The organism is Arenimonas donghaensis DSM 18148 = HO3-R19, from assembly GCF_000743535.1.
In the GTDB taxonomy this organism is placed as follows: domain Bacteria; phylum Pseudomonadota; class Gammaproteobacteria; order Xanthomonadales; family Xanthomonadaceae; genus Arenimonas; species Arenimonas donghaensis.
In genome coordinates this window covers 1-16,259 of sequence record NZ_AVCJ01000023.1, presented here as the reverse complement: position 1 = coordinate 16,259, position 16,259 = coordinate 1, and the positions used below count along the sequence as shown (strand labels likewise).

The window sequence follows — 16,259 nt, the reverse complement described above, 5'->3', positions numbered from 1 at the left end:
ACCACGGGGAATCGGTTTACCAACCGTTCAACGGGAAATCTGGGCCAGGGCCTTTTGGGCCTGGTCACGGGTCGCCGGGTCCTTGGCGGCCTCCGCGTAAGCCTGGCGGGCCGCCGCGAAATTGTCCATGTAGTACTCGGAGCGGGCAATGACCATCCAGGCCTCGCCGGGCTTCTTGAGCCCCTTGTCCAGGGCCTGTCGCGCCGCCGCCTTGGCTTCGGCGTTGCGGTCTTCGTTGGTGAGGATCTGCGACAGGGCCAGGGCGGTTTCGCCGCGCTCGTCCAGCGGTGCGGCCTTCTTGTAGGCCTCGATGGCGCCGTCGACCTGGTCGCTGAAGTACAGCGACTGCGCCAGGAAGGTGTAGGTACGGGCGTCGGCCGGCAGGATCGACTTGTCCAGGCCTTCCTGGATGACCTTGGCGGCCTCGGCTTCCTTGCCATCCATGTTCAGGTAGATGGCGTAGAGGTTCTCGTAGTCGCGCTGTTCGGTAAGCATGCCCTTCTGGCGCGCGCTGTCGAGCAGGGTCGCGGCCTTGTCCGAATTGCCGGTCTGGGCGTACAGCGAGGCGAGGTTGAGCAACGTGCGCTTGTCGTCCGGGTTCTTGGCCTGCAGCTGTTCGGCCAGGGTCACGGCGTCGCCGTCGCGGCCCAGTTCGTTGTAGGACGACATCAGCATCTGCTGCCAGTTGTTCTCGGCGTTGCCGTCGTTGAGCTCGATCGCCTTGTTGACCGCCGCGATGGTCTGCTCGAACTGGCCCGCGTTGTAGTGCACGCCGGCCTTGAGCGCGTAGACCTCGGGGTCGGTGGACTTGGTTTCGGCGATCATGCGGTCGATCATCGCGACCGCCTTCTCCGGCATGTCTTCCTGGGCGTAGACCGAGGCCAGGGTGTGCATGGTGGCGAAGTGGTTGTTGTTGGGCAGCGCGTTCTCTTCGAGCGCACGCTCGAGGTAGGGAATCGCGCGCGGGTAGTCGTCCAGGCCCAGGGCGGCGTTGCCGGCGATCATCAGGGCGATGCCGCGGTCGTAGGCCTTGGCCTTGTCGTTGGCCAGCAGCTTCTCGGCGATCGTGATCGCACCCTCCATGTCCTCGCCCTCGTTGTAGAGGTCGAACATCTTCTGGATGTCCTTGGCAAGGCGCGGCGTGTTCTTGGCTTCAGGCGATTCGCGGGTGGCGTCCGGATAGGCTTCCTCGGCCTTTTCCTTGCCACGCTTCGCGTGGGCGTCACCGATCGAGAGCGACGCGGCGATGATCGCAGCGGCCAGGACCTTGAGCTTGAGGGTGTTGGCAAACGTCATGTGGGAACTCCTTGCCGCCACGGTCTACCGCGGCTGTGGGCCAGTAAGGGTAACGGGGAACCGAGTAATCACTCAAGCGGCAGGCTGTCCGGTTTCACCGTTCGCCTCCGTATAGAGTCCCCTTTGGCCCCAAGCATGCCCGCGTCCATGGGGCATGGGCTTAAAACATTGTTAAACGGCCGATGACGTTCAGCCGGTGGTGGGAAAGTTCGCGAGGGTGAAATCCACCCGTTCGGCCGGATCGCGCGAAAGTTCGCCGCGTTCGCGCAGGGCCTCGACCTTGCGCAGCCGCGACTCCAGGCCGTTGCCGTTGGCCATCTGGATGGCCAGGCCGGGCCGGGCATTGAGCTCGAGGATCAGCGGGCCGAGGTCGCGGTCGAGCACGAAGTCGACGCCGACGTAACCCAGCCCGGACAGCTCGTAGCACCGCGAGGCCATCTCCAGCAGCTGGCGCCAGTGCGGGATGGCGAGGTTGACGATGCTGTGTTCGGTGTCGGGATGCTCGCGGATGATCTCGGTGCCCCAGACGCCACGCTTGGTCCGGCCAGTGGGCAGGTCGATGCCGACGCCGATGGCGCCCTGGTGCAGGTTGGCCTTGCCGTCGGACATGCGCGTGGGCAGGCGGATCATCGCCATCACCGGGTAGCCCAGGAAAACGATGATGCGGATGTCGGGCACGCCCTTGAAGCTGACGTTGTCGAACACCGGGTCGAACTGCACGCAGTATTCGACGATCAGGTGGTCGGGCTGGCCGCCCAGGGAAAACAGGCCCGAGAGGCCGTTGGACAGGTGGTGCTCGAACTCCTCGCGGGTCATCAGGCTGCCGCTGGCGCGACGGTACTTGTTGCCGCGCCGGCCGCTGATGACCAATATGCCGTCGCCACCGGAACCGTGTGCGGGTTTGACCACGAAGCTGTCGCGGCCTTCGAGCTTCTTGTGCAGCTCGCCAATCTCGTGTTCCTCGCGCACCACCGCGTACAGGTCGGGCACGGGCAGGCCGGCCTTGATCGCCAGCTTCTTGGTCAACAGCTTGTCGTCCACGCGCGGATAGAACTTGCGTGGGTTGTGCATCAGCACGTAGTGGGCGTTGCGCTGGCCGATGCCGACCAGGCCGATTTCACGCAGCCGCCTGGCGATCTTGAAGGGATTGAAGAAAGCCACGGCTCAGGCCCTGGTTTCCGGTTCGGGCTTGGCCGGGGGCGGCGCGATCGGATCGGGGTCGCGCACCAGCGCCCGGAAGCGCAGCAGTTCGTTGAGCCGGTAGCCGGAGTAGCGCCCCAGCACCAGGGCCAGCGCGAACAGCACCAGCAGCACCTCGGGATACACGAAGACCAGGTGCTCGAGCGGCTTCCAGCTCATCACCACGTAGGCCAGCGCGGCGACGACCAGGGTGCCGATGCCTTCGCGGATGGCGGTGCCGGCCCCGCGTTCGTCCCAGGCCACCGACATGCGCTCGATGGTCATCGCCATGATGACCATCGGGAACAGCGCGACGCTGAGGCCGACTTCCAGGCCCAGGCGGTTGGAAAGCACGCTCACGGCGGCCATGAGCAGCACGACCAGGATCAGGATGGCGGTCAGGCGTGGCACCAGCAGCAGGCGCAGGCGTTCTAGGTAGAAGCGCACCAGCAGGCCGAAGCCGACGACCACCACGAACAGCGAGATGCCGGCGACCAGCGCGGTTTCCCGGAAGGCCAGCGCGATGAGCACCGGCATGAAGGTGCCGTAGGTCTTCACGCCGACCAGGTTGCGCAGCAGCAGCATGATGAAGGCGCCGATCGGCACCATCAGCAGGATCCGGTAGGTTTCCTGGGCCTGCAGGGGCAGGCTGAGCAGGGAATAGCGCACCAGGTTGGCGTCGCGCACTTCCAGCCGGCGCTCGGCGGTGGCCATGGCGTCGGCCAGGTTGGCCTTCACGGTGAAGGCCAGCGTCGAGGGCGGGTCGCCTTCGATGGTGAGCAGGGGTTTGCCGGTGGCGTTCCAGAGGAACAGGTCCGACGGTCGCCCCTCGGCGGTGGTGCGGGGGTCGAGCATGGTCCAGCGCAGGCCGTCGTGCACCAGCAGCCAGGTCTGCATCCGGGCCTCGACGCCCGGGTCGATGCCGTCGCCGGCGGGGGACAGCTTCAGGCCGTGCACGACGCGGGCGGGGATGTTGCGGATGGCGAGCAGCTGCACGACGAACTTGCTGCGGGCAGCATCTTCGTTGCCATAGAGCTCCGAGATCAGCGCGACTTCCTCGCTGGCCTTGGCCTCGTTGAGCCGGCGCAGTAGTTCACGGGCATAGGTGACGGTGTTCGACGACCGTTCGCGGACCTGGTCGAGCAGGGTGTTGGCGGCGGAGGCGTAGGGTTCTTCGAGTTCGGGCGGTGGCGCCAGCTCCGGGTCGAAATCCAGTTCCACGGCGGCGCCTTCGTCGGCGCGCACCACGGTCGCCCGGTAGTAGAGGTCCTGCTCGCCGACGGCGCGGCGGATCGCCCACTGCACTTCGCGACCGCCGTCGGAGGTTTCGCCCAGGTTGGTGTAGTTGCGCGCGACGAAGCGTTCGTCGATGACCGTGAAGCCCGGGGTGGTCTCCGGCAGCTGCAAGGTCACGGTGTTGGCCTGCTTGCGAGGCTGGTATTCAACGTGCGCCTGCAGTGTCCAGACCTGCACCTGGGCATCGGGCTGCAAGGGGAATTCGAGCACCTTCCACTTGTAGTAGATCGCCGCGGAAGCGGCGACGACGATGGCCAGGGCCAGCAGGTAAAGGTGTCGCTTGCTCATAGGGTTCCCGGTTCGAGTCCAGCGTGGCGACCAATCCCCAGCCACGCGGCGGGCCAGTGTAACCCCGGGCCAGTCAGGTCGAGAATGCCATCAGGCTCAGGGCGACGGCATTGCAGACGGCGTGGGCGACGAAGGCCGCCCAGAAACGTCCCGTGCGCACGTACACCAGGCCAAAACCCATGCCCATCACCAGGTAAACGGCCAGGATGGCCAGCCAGCCCGCCAGGCCGCGCTCGGCGCCCTGCCCCAACTCGTGCACGAGGGCAAACAGCGCCGAGGTGGCAACCAGGCCGGCGAACGCCCGACCCGCCACGGCGAAGCGACGCAGCAGCACGTGCCGGAACAGCAGTTCTTCCGCGAAGGGCCCGACGACGACGATCATCAGCCAGGCCAGCAACGGCCATTGCCGGATCAGGGCGACGATGGGTTCGACGTTGCTCGGCGCCAGGGGCGCATCGATGCTGCGCAGCAAGGCGTCGATGAGCTGGGCAAAGGCCTGGATGCCAACGGCGGCGAGCACCGCCCAGGTCATCGCCGGGCGCAGGGCCATGCGCGGCAACTCGCCGCGCATCGTGCGCCCGCGCAAGGCCCAGGTGGCGGCGGCCGCCACCAGCATGGCGAAGATCGCGGCGACGGTGAGCTCGGGCAGGATCGCCTGCATCACGTCGTCGGCCGGCGTGCCGGGTGGCTGCGACAGGGTGGCACTGACCACCAGTGGCGTGATCAGCAGCGTCGAAGCAACCAGCAGCAGCACGATGCCGAGCACGGCATCGATGCCGAAACCAAGCCAGGGCCCGGCGACCCTCGCCGGTTTCGCGCTGCCCGGGTTGTCGGACGATCCGCCGACGGGCGGACCGGCCTCAGACGTCGAGGTTGGCGACACGCAGGGCGTTGTCTTCGATGAACTCGCGGCGCGGTTCCACCACGTCGCCCATCAGGGTCGAGAAGATCTGGTCGGCGGCGACGGCGTCCTCGATGCGCACCTTGAGCAGGCGTCGGGTTTCCGGGTTGACCGTGGTTTCCCAGAGCTGTTCGGGGTTCATTTCGCCCAGGCCCTTGAAGCGCTGGATCATGCGGCCCTTCTTGGCTTCCTCGAGCAGCCATTCCTGCACCTGCGCGAAGCGGCTGACCGGCTGTTCGCGGTTGCCGCGGGCGATGCTTGCCCCGGGGTGCAGCAGGCCATCGAGCGCGGCCGCGACTTCGGTGACCTGGCGCAGCTCGCCGCCCAGCAGCTGGCTGGCCGGCAGGGTCTGCGTCGACGCCAAGCCATGGTGCAGCTTGCTGATGACCAGGCCGGCAACCGTGCCGTCTTCTTCGCTGCCGGTCTGGACGGTGACGGTGTAACGCGGACGACCCAGGCCGGTGGCGTTGAGGCGGCGTTCGAGTTCGGTGCACCAGCCGTCGAGCGCGCCAGGCGTTGCGAATTTCTCCGCCGAGAGCGGCGGCATTTCGAGCATGGCTTCGAGCACCGGCGTGTCCACGCGATGCGCGAAACGCGGCAGTGAATCACGCGCGGCGGTGAACTCGAGCAGCAGTTTTTCCAGGCCCGTGCCCGACACCGGCGGCGTGCCGTTGGCGGGACGCAGCTCCGCGCCTTCGACGGCGTTGTTGGCCAGGTAGGCGTTGAGCGCGGCGTCGTCCTTGAGGTAGAGCTCGTTCTTGCCCTGCTTGAGCTTGTAGAGCGGCGGCAGGCCGATGTAGATGTGGCCGCGCTCGATCAGCTCCGGCATCTGGCGGTAGAAGAACGTAAGCAGCAGCGTACGGATATGCGAGCCGTCGACGTCGGCGTCGGTCATGATGATGATGCGGTGGTAGCGCAGCTTGTCCGGGTTGTACTCGTCCTTGCCGATGCCGGTGCCCAGCGCGGTGATCAGCGTGCCGACCTCGGCCGACGCGAGCATGCGGTCGAAACGCGCGCGCTCGACGTTGAGGATCTTGCCGCGCAGCGGCAGCACCGCCTGGTTCTTGCGGTTGCGGCCCTGCTTGGCCGAGCCGCCGGCGGAGTCGCCCTCGACGATGAAGAGCTCGGACAGGGCCGGGTCTTTTTCCTGGCAGTCGGCAAGCTTGCCGGGCAGGCCGGCGATGTCGAGCGCGCCCTTGCGCCGTGTGAGGTCGCGGGCTTTTCGCGCCGCTTCGCGGGCACGCGCGGCGTCGACGATCTTGCCGGCGATGGCCTTGGCTTCGTTCGGACGTTCCTGCAGGAACTCCTCGAGCTTCTGGCCGATCACCGATTCCACCGCCGGGCGCACTTCGGAGCTGACCAGCTTTTCCTTGGTCTGCGAACTGAAGCTCGGGTCGGGCACCTTCACCGACAGCACCGCGATCATGCCTTCGCGCATGTCGTCGCCGGACAGGGAAATCTTGGCCTGCTTGGCGATGCCGTTCTGCTCGATGTAGTTGCTCAGGGTGCGGGTGAGCGCGGCGCGGAAACCGATCAGGTGGGTGCCGCCATCCTTCTGCGGGATGTTGTTGGTGAAGCAGAACATCGTTTCCTGGTAGGAATCGGTCCACTGCACGGCGATGTCGACGACGATGCCGTCCTTTTCGCCCGAAGCAGAGATAACTGATTGATGTAGCGGGGTTTTTAGGGCCGCCAGGTGCTCCACGAAGCTGCGGATGCCGCCTTCGTATTCGAAAACGTCGTGCTTGCCGTCGCCACGCTCGTCGATCAGTTCGATGCGCACGCCGGAGTTGAGGAAGCTCAGTTCGCGCAGCCGCTTGGCCAGGATGTCGTAGTGGAACTCGACGTCGGTGAAGATCTCGGCGCTGGGCAGGAAGCGCAGCTCGGTGCCCTTCTTGTTGCCGGAGGGACCCACTTCCCTGAGCGGGTAGACCGGTTCGCCCAGTGCGTATTCCTGCTGGTAGTGCTGGCCGTCGCGCCAGATGTTCAGCCACAGGCTGGACGACAGGGCGTTGACGACCGAGACGCCGACGCCGTGCAGGCCGCCGGAAACCTTGTAGCTGTTGTCATCGAACTTACCGCCGGCATGCAGCACGGTCATGATGACTTCGGCGGCGGAAACGCCCTCTTCCTTGTGGATGTCCACGGGAATGCCGCGACCGTTGTCTGACACCGAGCAGGAGCCGTCCGTGTGCAGGGTCACCCGTACCTGGTCGCAGTGGCCGGCCAGGGCTTCGTCGATGGCGTTGTCGACCACCTCGAAGACCATGTGGTGCAGGCCGGTGCCGTCGTGCACATCGCCGATGTACATGCCGGGCCGCTTGCGGACGGCCTCGAGGCCGCGCAGGACGGTGATCTTGCTGGAGTCGTAGTTGCTGTTGGCGGGGGACGGCGGATTCGGGGTGTCGGTCATCGGAGGCGTGTTCTCGGGGTCCACGGCGGCCCGCCGGCGGCCCACGCGGGGCGGCACAGCGCGCCTATAAATAAGGTGTCCGAGTATAGCGCGTGGCGGCCTCGCATGGCACGGATGGGCATTGCGGCGGAAGGCGCTGTCAGGGAGCGGGTTGGATCGATCGCGCCGCCAGCGCCCGCCCAGGCCAAACTGGTGGTTCCCACCGCCAATCAACCCCAGCGCTGGCCGCCATTCCCCGGCGGGGATGGGTCAGGCTTGGCGCAATACCCCGCGTTCCACGTGGAACCTGGCAACGGGCGCCAGGTCTCCGGTCAGCACCGCGGGCGCCTCGGTCGCCGTCAGGATGACCTGGGCGCCTGAATCGAGCACGGCCGCCAGGGCGTGGCGCAAATGGGTCTGGTCCAGCTCGGACGCCAGGTCGTCCAGGCAGACCAGGGGCCATTCGCCGCGATCAGCGGCAAAGGCCCGGGCCTGGGCGAGGATGCAGGCCAGGGCCGTCAGCTTTTCCTGGCCCCGGGACAGGGCTTCCTTGCCGGGGAGGGCCGGGTAGTCGACCCGCCAGTCCGCCCGGTGGGGGCCGACACTGGTGTAGCCCAGGGCGAGGTCGCGATCCCTGGCCAGCAGCAGGGCGTCGGCGAGCGGGTAGTCCGATTGGCGCCACCCGGGCAGGAAACCCAGGCCGGCCTGGCCAAGTTCTGGCAGGAACTCGCCGGCCGTGGTGGCCAGCACGGGCTCAAGCCGGGCCAGGTAGTCCGCGCGCAGGCTGCTCAGGCGCTGGCCCGAGTCCACCAGCTCCTGGTCCCAGGGATCCAGTGCATTCGCGGCCGGCCCCCGCTTGAGCAGGGCATTGCGCTGCTTCAGGGCCCGGGCGTAGCGGCGCCAGACCGGCAGGAAACCCGGTTCCACGTGGAACAAGGCCCAATCCAGGAAGCGGCGGCGGTGCTCGGCGCCTCCGGCAATGAGTTCGTGGCTGCCGGGCTCGAAGCTCACGACCGCCAGCTCCGCACAGAGTTCGGTCAGGCTGGGCGCCTGGCTGCCGTCGAGCCGGGCTTCCCACTCGCTGCCGGTATGGCGCAGCCCGGCGCGGCGGGAACGGCCCTGGCCATCCATCCACTCGGCATAGACCGACAGTGCAGGCTGGCCGCTGCGCACCAGGCCATCCCGGACCCGGCCGCGGAAGGAGCGGCCATACCCCAGCAGGTGCACTGCCTCGACCAGGCTGGTCTTGCCGGCGCCATTGCCGCCGGTCACCAGGTTCAGGCCCGGGGACGGTTCGAAGCGCACGTCCACCAGGCAGCGCAGGTTCTGCACATCCAGGCGGCTCAGGCGCATCGGGGGGTTCCGGGAACGGGGCCATCCGGCACGCTGGCCGGGGGCTGGAAACGACACCGCCCGGCACGGGCCGGGCGGCGATCAGGAGCGGACAACCGGTGTGTCACAGCCGAAGCGGCATCACCACGTGGCGACTGCGATCGTGGCTGGCCTCGCGGACCAGGGCCGACGAGTTGGCATCACGCAGGTTCAGGATGACCATGTCCTCGCGCAGGGCGCTCAGGGCGTCCAGCAGGTAGGTCACGTTGAAGCCGATGCCCAGGCCGTCGATCTTGGTTTCGGCCTCGATTTCTTCCTGGGCCTCTTCCTGCTCGGGGTTGTGGGCGACGATGCGCACCTGGCCCGGGCTGATCTCCAGCTTCACGCCGCGGTACTTCTCGTTCGACAGGATGGCGGCACGCTGCAGGGCAGCCCGCAGCAGCTCGCGGTCGAGCTTCACTTCCTTGTCGGCGCCGATCGGGATGACCGCGTCGTAGTCGGGGAAACGGCCGTCGATCAGCTTGGAGGTGAAGGTGACATCCTCCCGGCGCATGCGCAGGTGGTTGCGGCCCACTTCCAGCTCGACCTCGCGCTCACCGCCTTCCAGCAGGCGCTGCAGCTCCAGCACGCCCTTGCGGGGCAGGATGATCTGCTTGCGGGTCTGGGCACCGGCCGGCAGCGGTGCTTCGCACAGCGCCAGGCGATGGCCGTCGGTGGCCACGCAGCGCAGGCTGTCTTCGCGCAGGTCCAGCAGCAGGCCGTTGAGGTAATAACGCACGTCCTGCTGGGCCATCGCGAACGCCGTGCGTTCGATCAGTTCCTTCAGCGCCGCTTCCGGCACCCGGATGCGTTCGACCAGGTCCAGGTCCTCGACCGCCGGGAAGTCGTTGGCGGGCAGGGTGGCCAGGGTGAAGCGGCTGCGCCCGGCCTGCACGGTGACCTTCTCGGCCGACTGGCTGATGGTCACCTTGCTGCCGTCGGGCAGGGCCCGGACGATCTCGAAAAGTTTGCGCGCCGGGATCGTGGTCTCGCCGGACTGGGCGTCATCGACGTCGGTCCGGGCGATCATCTCGACTTCCAGGTCGGTACCGGTCATCGACAGCTTGCTACCCTCGACCGTCACCAGCAGGTTGGCCAGCACCGGCAGGGTCTGCCGTCGCTCGACCACGTTCACGACCTGCTGCAGGGGTTTGAGCAGAACTTCTCGCGTCAGGCTGAAACGCATGCGATTCCCCAAGCTCCAATGAGTGGATAAATCAAAAACTGGTGGTGGTAGTGTCGCCAAAAACGCCGGATAACACATCCAACCGCTTGTTTTTAAACGTAAAAATCTGAATCAAACCCTGTGCGTCGCGACCTGCAACCCCTGTGGAAACCTGTGGATTAAATTCGGGGCCTGGAAGAGTCCCCAGCTTATCCACAGTCCGCCCGGGGGTGAGTTCCACGGGCGGAAGTTCCACGTTTACTCGCTGAGTTTCCGCAGCAGCTTGTCCCAATCCTCGCGCAGCTTGCCGTCGATCTCGCGCAGTTCGCGCATGACCTTGCAGGCGTGCATCACGGTGGTGTGGTCGCGGCCACCGAAGGCATCGCCGATTTCCGGCAGGCTGTGCTCGGTCAGTTCCTTGCTAAGCGCCATCGCCATCTGCCGCGGTCGCGCCAGGGAGCGCGTCCGCCGCTTCGACAACAGGTCCGCCATGCGCAGCTGGTAGTAGTCTGCCACGGTCTTCTGGATGTTGCTTATCGACACCGCCTGCTGCTGGGCCCGCAGCAGGTCGCGCAGGGTTTCCTGGGCGAATTCCACCGTGATCGGCCTGGCCATGAAGTTCGAGCGGGCCGCCAGGGTGTTCAGTGCCCCCTCGAGGTCGCGCACGTTCGAGCGCATGCGCTTGGCGATCAGGTAGGCCACGTCCTCGGGCAGGGGCACCGAACGTTCGGCGGCCTTGGCGGTGAGGATGGCGGCGCGGGTCTCGAAGTCCGGCGGTTCGATCGCCACGCTCAGGCCCCAGGTGAGGCGCGTCTTGAGCCGGGTTTCGAGGTTCTCCACCTCGCGCGGGTAACGGTCGCAGGTGAGGATGATCTGCTGCTTGCCGTCGAACAGCGCATTGAAGGTGTGGAAGAACTCTTCCTGGGTGGTGTTCTTGCCGGCGAAAAACTGGATGTCGTCGATCAGCAGCGCGTCCACCTGCTGGAACTGGCGCTTGAACTGGTCCATCGACTTGTCCTGCAGCGACTTCATCATCGCGCTGAAGAACTGCTCCGAGCGCAGGTACAGCACCCGCATGCCCGGGTTGTTCCGGCGCATGAAGTTGCCGGCGGCGTACATCAGGTGGGTTTTGCCCAGGCCCGAGCCCCCGTACAGCAGCAGCGGGTTGTAGGCCTTGCCCGGGTTCTGGGCCACCTGCAGGGCCGCGGCGCGACCGAGCTGGTTGCTGCGGCCCTCGACGAAGTTCTCGAAGGTGTAGTGGGCGTCGACGTTGCCGGCGAACTCCGGGCCCGCGGCGCGACCCGGCGAGGCCAGGGGGGCCGGCACGGGGCTGGCGACCGCCCGCTTGAGCGAGCCCACGGCCAGGGCGACGGCGGCCGGCGCACCGGCGAAATGAGCCACCAGCTCGCGGATGCGCGCCAGGTAGTGCTCGCGCACCTGGTCGACCACGAATTCATTGGGGGCGTACAGCGTCAGGCCGTCCGCGTTGGTTTCCACCTGCAGGGGCCGAAGCCAGGTGTGTACCTCTTCGGCCGGCAGTTCGGCTTCCAGTCGTTCCAGGCAGCGGGGCCAGGCAGCATCCATGTTCAAGCGAAATTCCGGGCGACAGCTCCCTCGGGGAGGGGCTGTGGATAAGTGTTCGGGGTCGTGCAGTCTAGCGCCGCACCGCCTGATCCGCCACGCAGGCAACAGTTGACGGCGGGTCCCGGAAACCGCTATAGTCCGCGGTCTTTTCCGCCCAAAACTTTAACCGGGGTGCCCCATGGCCACCAAGCGCACGTACCAGCCCAGCAACCTCAAGCGCAAGCGCGACCACGGTTTCCGTGCCCGCATGAAGACCGCCGATGGTCGCAAGATCCTCGCCCGTCGTCGTGCCAAGGGTCGTTCGCGCCTCGCAGTCTGACGCGTCGCCGCCGGTTTCCCGGCGGCCGCCTGACGGGCCGTGAATTCCCAGCCGCCCGTTCCGCCGAGTGATTTCCCCCCCAGCGCACGCGTGCGCGTCTCCGCCCAGTACCAGGCGGTGTTCAAGGCGGGTCGCCGGCTAAGCAGCCCACAGTTGCGTTTGTTCGCCCACGTCCGGGCCGAGGCCAAAGAGCCGCGGCTCGGCGTTGCCGTGTCCAAGAAAGTGGACAAGCGGGCCGTCGGCCGCAATCGCATCAAACGCATCGCCCGCGACGTTTTTCGCCGCGAACGCCACCGCCTGCCGCCCGGTGATTACGTGCTGATCGCCCAGCCTGGCGCGGCCGCGCTCGACAATCCGGCGCTGAGGACGCAGTGGCTGCAGCTGCTGGAAAAGGCGCGGTCGTTGAAGCCCACCGCCCCTGCCGGCACAATGCCTGCCTCCCCGGACGCGCGCGAGCGCCCCGCCACCGACTCCTGACCGAGACTTCCCGCCGGCCCCGGCCCTTGCGCCCGGCGCCCGCTGCCTGCCCATGAACCAGACCCGTACTTTCCTGCTGATCGCCTGGCTTGCCGTCGCTTTCCTTTTGTTCCTGGAATGGAACAAGGGGCCGGTCGCCCAGACTCCCGCCGAAAACGCGCCGGCCGCCGCGCTGCCCGAGCCGACGGCCGCCGTGCCGGACGCGGGCGCGATCCCCGACGCGGCCGCCGTGCCGGCCACGACCGCCCTGCCCAGCACCCCGGCCAGCGGCGACGCCGTGCCCGCGGCCACCGGCCAGGCGGCTGCCAGCGCCGGCCTGGTGCGCGTCCGCACCGACGTACTGGACCTGCGCGTGGACCTGCGCGGCGGCAACCTGGTCGGCGCCGAGCTGCTGCAGTACCCGGTGGACAAGGACGAGCCCGCCCGCAAGGTGCGGCTGTTCGACGGCGACCCGTCGCGCTTTTCGGTGGCGCAGTCGGGCCTGGTCGCCACCGTGGGCAACGCCCCCAACCACGAAGCCGTGTTCCGTCCCGAAGGCGGCCGCACCGATTTCCAGCTCGCCGACGGCCAGGACCGGCTCGAGGTTCCGTTGCTGTGGACGGATCCGGCGACCGGGCTGAGCGTGCGCAAGACCTGGGTGCTCGAGCGCGGCAGTTATGCCGTGACCCAGCGCGAGGACGTCCGCAACGACGGCGCGGCCGCCTGGCGTGGCTACGGCTACCAGCAGCTGCAGCGCGTGCCGCCGGTGGCGCAGTCCAAGGGCTTCGCGCTCACCAACCCCGAGGCCTACAGCTTCACCGGCGCCGCCTGGTATAGCCCGGCCGAGAAATTCGAGAAGCGCAAGTACGACGATTTCGCCGACGACGGCCCGCTCAACCTCGACGTCACCGGTGGCTGGATCGCGCTCCTGCAACACCACTTCCTGGTCGCCTGGGTGCCGTCCGAAGCCGAGCCGCAGCGCTTCTCGCTGGCGACCCTGGGCAATGGCCAGCCGCGCTACCTGGTGCGCAGCGTCGGCGCGCCCTTCGAGGTCGCGCCGGGCACCACCACCACCCGCGAGGCCACCCTGTGGGTCGGCCCGAAGCTGCAGGAACAGCTGCAGGACGTCGCCCCGGGCCTGAAGCTGACCCTGGACTACGGCATCTTCACTTTCCTTGCCCAGCCGATGTTCGACTACGTGCTCGAACCCCTGCACGACCTGACCGGCAACTGGGGCTGGGCGATCATCCTGACGGTGCTGATCATCAAGCTGGTGCTTTACCCGCTGTCGGCCAAGCAGTACCAGAGCTTCGCCAAGATGCGTGCGATCCAGCCGCGCATCGAGTCGCTCAAGGAACGCTACGGCGACGACAAGCAGAAGTTCCAGATGGCGATGATGGAGCTGTACAAGAAAGAGAAGATCAATCCGATCGGCGGCTGCCTGCCGATCCTGGTGACCATCCCCGTCTTCATCGCCTTGTACTGGATGCTGCTCGAGTCGGTGGAAATGCGCCAGGCGCCCTGGCTGGGCTGGATCCAGAACCTGACCTCGCCCGACCCGTACTTCATCCTGCCGGCGATCAACCTGGTGGTGATGTACCTCACCCAGAAGATGACGCCGACCCCGGGCATGGACCCGATGCAGAAGAAGATGATGACGGCGATGCCGCTGGTCTTCGGCGTCATGATGGCCTTCTTCCCGTCGGGCCTGGTGCTGTACTGGTGCACCAACGGCATCCTGGGCCTGGCCCAGCAGTGGGTGATCACCAAGCGCCACGGCACCAAGCCGGCGCCGGCCACCGTGGGCAAATAAGGGCCGGTTCCCGCCAGCCATGAACGCCGGAAGACACGGATAGGGCGACAACACCCCACTCCATGACCCAGCGCGACACGATTGCAGCCATAGCGACGGCGGCCGGCGCGGCCGGCGTCGGCATCGTGCGGCTCAGCGGACCCGGCTGCCGGGCGATCGGTGCGACGCTGCTGGGGCGGCCGCCGGCGCCGCGGCATGCGGCTTACCTGCGCTTTCGCGACGACCAGGGCGAAGTGATCGACGACGGCCTGATGCTGTATTTCCCCGGGCCGCAGTCCTACACCGGCGAAGACGTCCTGGAACTGCAGGGCCATGGCAGTCCGCTGCTGCTGGCCCGCTTGCTGCGACGCTGCCTGGACCTGGGCGCGCGCCATGCCCGGCCGGGTGAGTTCACCGAACGCGCCTTCCTCGAAGGCCGGCTCGACCTGGCCCAGGCCGAGGCGGTGGCCGACCTCATCAGTGCCGGCAGCGAGGCCGCGCTGCGCGCCGCCCGCCGCTCCCTCGACGGCGAGTTCTCGCGCCGGGTCGATGCCGTCGTCGAAGGCCTCGTGGCGCTGCGCGTATGGATCGAGGCCGCGCTGGACTTCCCCGAGGAAGAGGTCGACTTCCTGGCCGCCCCGGAATTGCAGCAGCGCCTGCGCGGCGTCGCCGGCGACCTCGAACGCCTGCGTGCCGATGCCGGCCGCGGCAAGCGCCTGCTCGATGGCCTGCACGTGGTGATCGTCGGCGCGCCCAATGCCGGCAAGTCCTCCCTGCTCAATGCCCTGGCCGGCGAAGAGCGCGCCATCGTCACCGACATCGCCGGCACCACCCGCGACCTGCTGCGCGAGCGTATCCAGGTCGACGGCATCGAGCTGACCCTGGTCGACACCGCCGGCCTGCGCGACGCGCCCGACCGCATCGAGCGCGAAGGCATCCGCCGGGCCCGGGCCGAACTCGAGCGCGCCGACCTGGTGCTGGCCGTGCTCGACGACCAGGTCGCCGCGCCGGCGCCGCTGGCGCTGCCCGGGCAGGTGCCGGTGCTGTGGCTGCACAACAAGGCCGACCTCAGCGGCGCCCCGGTGCACGCCGAGACCCGCCCGGATGGCGAGCACCTGTGGCTGTCGGCCCGCACCGGGGAAGGGCTGGCGCCGCTGCGCGAGCGGCTGCGCGAGGCCGCCGGCCTGGGCGAGGGCAGCGAAGGCGCCTTCAGCGCCCGCGCCCGGCACCTCGAGGCCATGGACCGGGCCGCCGGCTTGCTGGCCCAGGCGGCCCGGCAGCTGCAAGGGGGCGCCGGCGAACTGGCTGCCGAGGAACTGCGCGGCGCCCAGGCGGCGCTGGGTGAAATCACCGGGCAGGTGGACGCGGACGCCCTGCTGGGGCGGATATTCTCGAGCTTCTGCATCGGCAAATGAGACGCCGGGGCCACGCCCCGGAACCCGAACCGTGACGCGAATCCCAGCCCATAACGATTTCGCCTTGACAAACCGGCCAAACTCTTATGTGCTGAACGTCATGGTTTGTTAACTTTTCAGGGGAAAACCTAATGACCGCGTCCACGCTCACCTCCTCCCGCGCCCTGCGCTGGGGTATTGCCCTGGCCCTTGGCCTGAGCCTCGCCGCCTGTTCCAAGGACGAGGCCGAGCCGGATGCCGCCAAGGGCAAGGCGCCCGCCGCGGCCCAGCCCGCCGGCCCCAGCGCCGAGGAAGTGGCCGCCCAGGAAGCCCAGCAGGCCGCCGAAGCCGCCCTGGCCAGCCTCAGCGAAGAAGAACTGCGCAGCCGCGGCTCCCAGGCCCTTCGCGAACAGCGCCTCTACGCGCCGGCCGGCGACAACGCGATGGAGTACTACCTGACCCTGCGCGAGAAGACCGGAACGCCCGACGCGTCCGCGGAGAGCGCCCTGATCGACCTGATGCCCTACGCGATCATCGCCGCCGAGCAGGCCATCGGCCGCGAGGACTTCGTGGAAGCCGAGCGCCTGCGCGCCCTGATCGAGCGCACCGACGCCCAGACCCCGGCGCTGCCGCGCATCAAGGACTCCATCGCCAAGGGTCGCGCCGGCGTCGCCGAGCGTGCCGAACAGGAAGCCGAGCGCGAAGCCCAGCGCGAACGCGACGCCCAGCTGGCCGCCCAGCGGGCCGCTGACGAAGCCGCCGCTGCCGCCGCTGCCGCTGCCGCTGCGGCCGCCCAGCCGACGCCGGCACCAGAGCCGGCCACCCC

At 67.9% G+C, this 16,259-nt stretch carries 13 protein-coding genes and 1 pseudogene; 5 read left to right on the top strand and 9 right to left on the bottom strand.

Going from position 1 to position 16,259, the window contains the following annotated elements; translation table 11 throughout:
* Window positions 1-27: 27 nt before the first annotated feature.
* From N788_RS09165 to dnaA, 9 genes are all read right to left on the bottom strand, one after another.
* Window positions 28-1,296 carry a tetratricopeptide repeat protein gene (locus tag N788_RS09165; RefSeq protein WP_051924524.1) on the bottom strand — a complete coding sequence of 423 codons (1,269 nt, stop codon included), beginning with the start codon at window positions 1,294-1,296 and terminating at the stop codon, window positions 28-30.
* 189 nt (window positions 1,297-1,485) lie between these two features.
* On the bottom strand, window positions 1,486-2,457 hold the full coding sequence (locus N788_RS09160) for an alpha-L-glutamate ligase-like protein (RefSeq protein ID WP_034224089.1): 972 nt from the start codon (window positions 2,455-2,457) through the stop codon (window positions 1,486-1,488).
* Between the two features lie 3 nt (window positions 2,458-2,460).
* Window positions 2,461-4,059, bottom strand: a complete 1,599-nt coding sequence (locus N788_RS09155) for a UUP1 family membrane protein (protein WP_051924523.1) — start codon at window positions 4,057-4,059, stop codon at window positions 2,461-2,463.
* Between the two features lie 73 nt (window positions 4,060-4,132).
* Window positions 4,133-4,942, bottom strand: coding sequence for a CPBP family intramembrane glutamic endopeptidase (locus N788_RS13970; protein ID WP_152560443.1), 810 nt, complete (start codon window positions 4,940-4,942; stop codon window positions 4,133-4,135).
* Window positions 4,920-7,373 carry a DNA topoisomerase (ATP-hydrolyzing) subunit B gene (gene gyrB / locus N788_RS09145; RefSeq protein ID WP_034224467.1) on the bottom strand — a complete coding sequence of 818 codons (2,454 nt, stop codon included), beginning with the start codon at window positions 7,371-7,373 and terminating at the stop codon, window positions 4,920-4,922. Before gyrB ends, N788_RS13970 begins: the two co-directional genes overlap by 23 nt.
* A gap of 249 nt (window positions 7,374-7,622) precedes the next feature.
* Window positions 7,623-8,705, bottom strand: a complete 1,083-nt coding sequence (gene recF, locus N788_RS09140) for a DNA replication/repair protein RecF (protein WP_034224086.1) — start codon at window positions 8,703-8,705, stop codon at window positions 7,623-7,625.
* Between the two features lie 103 nt (window positions 8,706-8,808).
* On the bottom strand, window positions 8,809-9,909 hold the full coding sequence (gene dnaN / locus N788_RS09135) for a DNA polymerase III subunit beta (protein WP_034224084.1): 1,101 nt from the start codon (window positions 9,907-9,909) through the stop codon (window positions 8,809-8,811).
* 31 nt (window positions 9,910-9,940) lie between these two features.
* Entirely contained in the window at window positions 9,941-10,129 is a 189-nt protein-coding gene (locus tag N788_RS14705; RefSeq protein WP_152560442.1) for a hypothetical protein, read from the bottom strand.
* Between the two features lie 17 nt (window positions 10,130-10,146).
* On the bottom strand, window positions 10,147-11,472 hold the full coding sequence (gene dnaA, locus N788_RS09130; protein ID WP_034224081.1) for a chromosomal replication initiator protein DnaA: 1,326 nt from the start codon (window positions 11,470-11,472) through the stop codon (window positions 10,147-10,149).
* 178 nt (window positions 11,473-11,650) lie between these two features.
* On the opposite strand from dnaA, the gene rpmH reads away from it, so the two are divergent.
* The 5 genes and pseudogenes from rpmH to N788_RS09105 form a co-directional block, all read left to right on the top strand.
* Entirely contained in the window at window positions 11,651-11,791 is a 141-nt protein-coding gene (rpmH, locus tag N788_RS09125; RefSeq protein WP_034224078.1) for a 50S ribosomal protein L34, read from the top strand.
* A 90-nt stretch (window positions 11,792-11,881) separates the two neighbouring features.
* Window positions 11,882-12,268: a ribonuclease P protein component gene (gene rnpA / locus N788_RS09120; protein ID WP_244444115.1), complete on the top strand. Its 387-nt coding sequence runs from the start codon at window positions 11,882-11,884 to the stop codon at window positions 12,266-12,268.
* Between the two features lie 52 nt (window positions 12,269-12,320).
* Complete coding sequence (gene yidC / locus N788_RS09115) at window positions 12,321-14,060, top strand: membrane protein insertase YidC (protein WP_034224074.1); 1,740 nt, start codon at window positions 12,321-12,323, stop codon at window positions 14,058-14,060.
* Between the two features lie 62 nt (window positions 14,061-14,122).
* Window positions 14,123-15,454 (top strand): tRNA uridine-5-carboxymethylaminomethyl(34) synthesis GTPase MnmE, encoded by a 1,332-nt coding sequence (gene mnmE / locus N788_RS09110; RefSeq protein WP_034224072.1) that lies wholly within the window; start codon window positions 14,123-14,125, stop codon window positions 15,452-15,454.
* 131 nt (window positions 15,455-15,585) lie between these two features.
* Window positions 15,586-16,259 (top strand): annotated as a pseudogene (locus tag N788_RS09105) (energy transducer TonB); the annotation flags it as partial.

Bases quoted from the DNA above. Each gene is read 5' to 3' on its own strand.
- N788_RS09165 (WP_051924524.1), bottom strand. From the start codon at position 1,296: ATGACGTTTGCCAACACCCTCAAGCTCAAGGTCCTGGCCGCTGCGATC.
- N788_RS09155 (WP_051924523.1), bottom strand. From the start codon at position 4,059: ATGAGCAAGCGACACCTTTACCTGCTGGCCCTGGCCATCGTCGTCGCC.
- gyrB (WP_034224467.1), bottom strand. From the start codon at position 7,373: ATGACCGACACCCCGAATCCGCCGTCCCCCGCCAACAGCAACTACGAC.
- recF (WP_034224086.1), bottom strand. From the start codon at position 8,705: ATGCGCCTGAGCCGCCTGGATGTGCAGAACCTGCGCTGCCTGGTGGAC.
- dnaN (WP_034224084.1), bottom strand. From the start codon at position 9,909: ATGCGTTTCAGCCTGACGCGAGAAGTTCTGCTCAAACCCCTGCAGCAG.
- dnaA (WP_034224081.1), bottom strand. From the start codon at position 11,472: ATGGATGCTGCCTGGCCCCGCTGCCTGGAACGACTGGAAGCCGAACTG.
- rpmH (WP_034224078.1), top strand. From the start codon at position 11,651: ATGGCCACCAAGCGCACGTACCAGCCCAGCAACCTCAAGCGCAAGCGC.
- yidC (WP_034224074.1), top strand. From the start codon at position 12,321: ATGAACCAGACCCGTACTTTCCTGCTGATCGCCTGGCTTGCCGTCGCT.
- mnmE (WP_034224072.1), top strand. From the start codon at position 14,123: ATGACCCAGCGCGACACGATTGCAGCCATAGCGACGGCGGCCGGCGCG.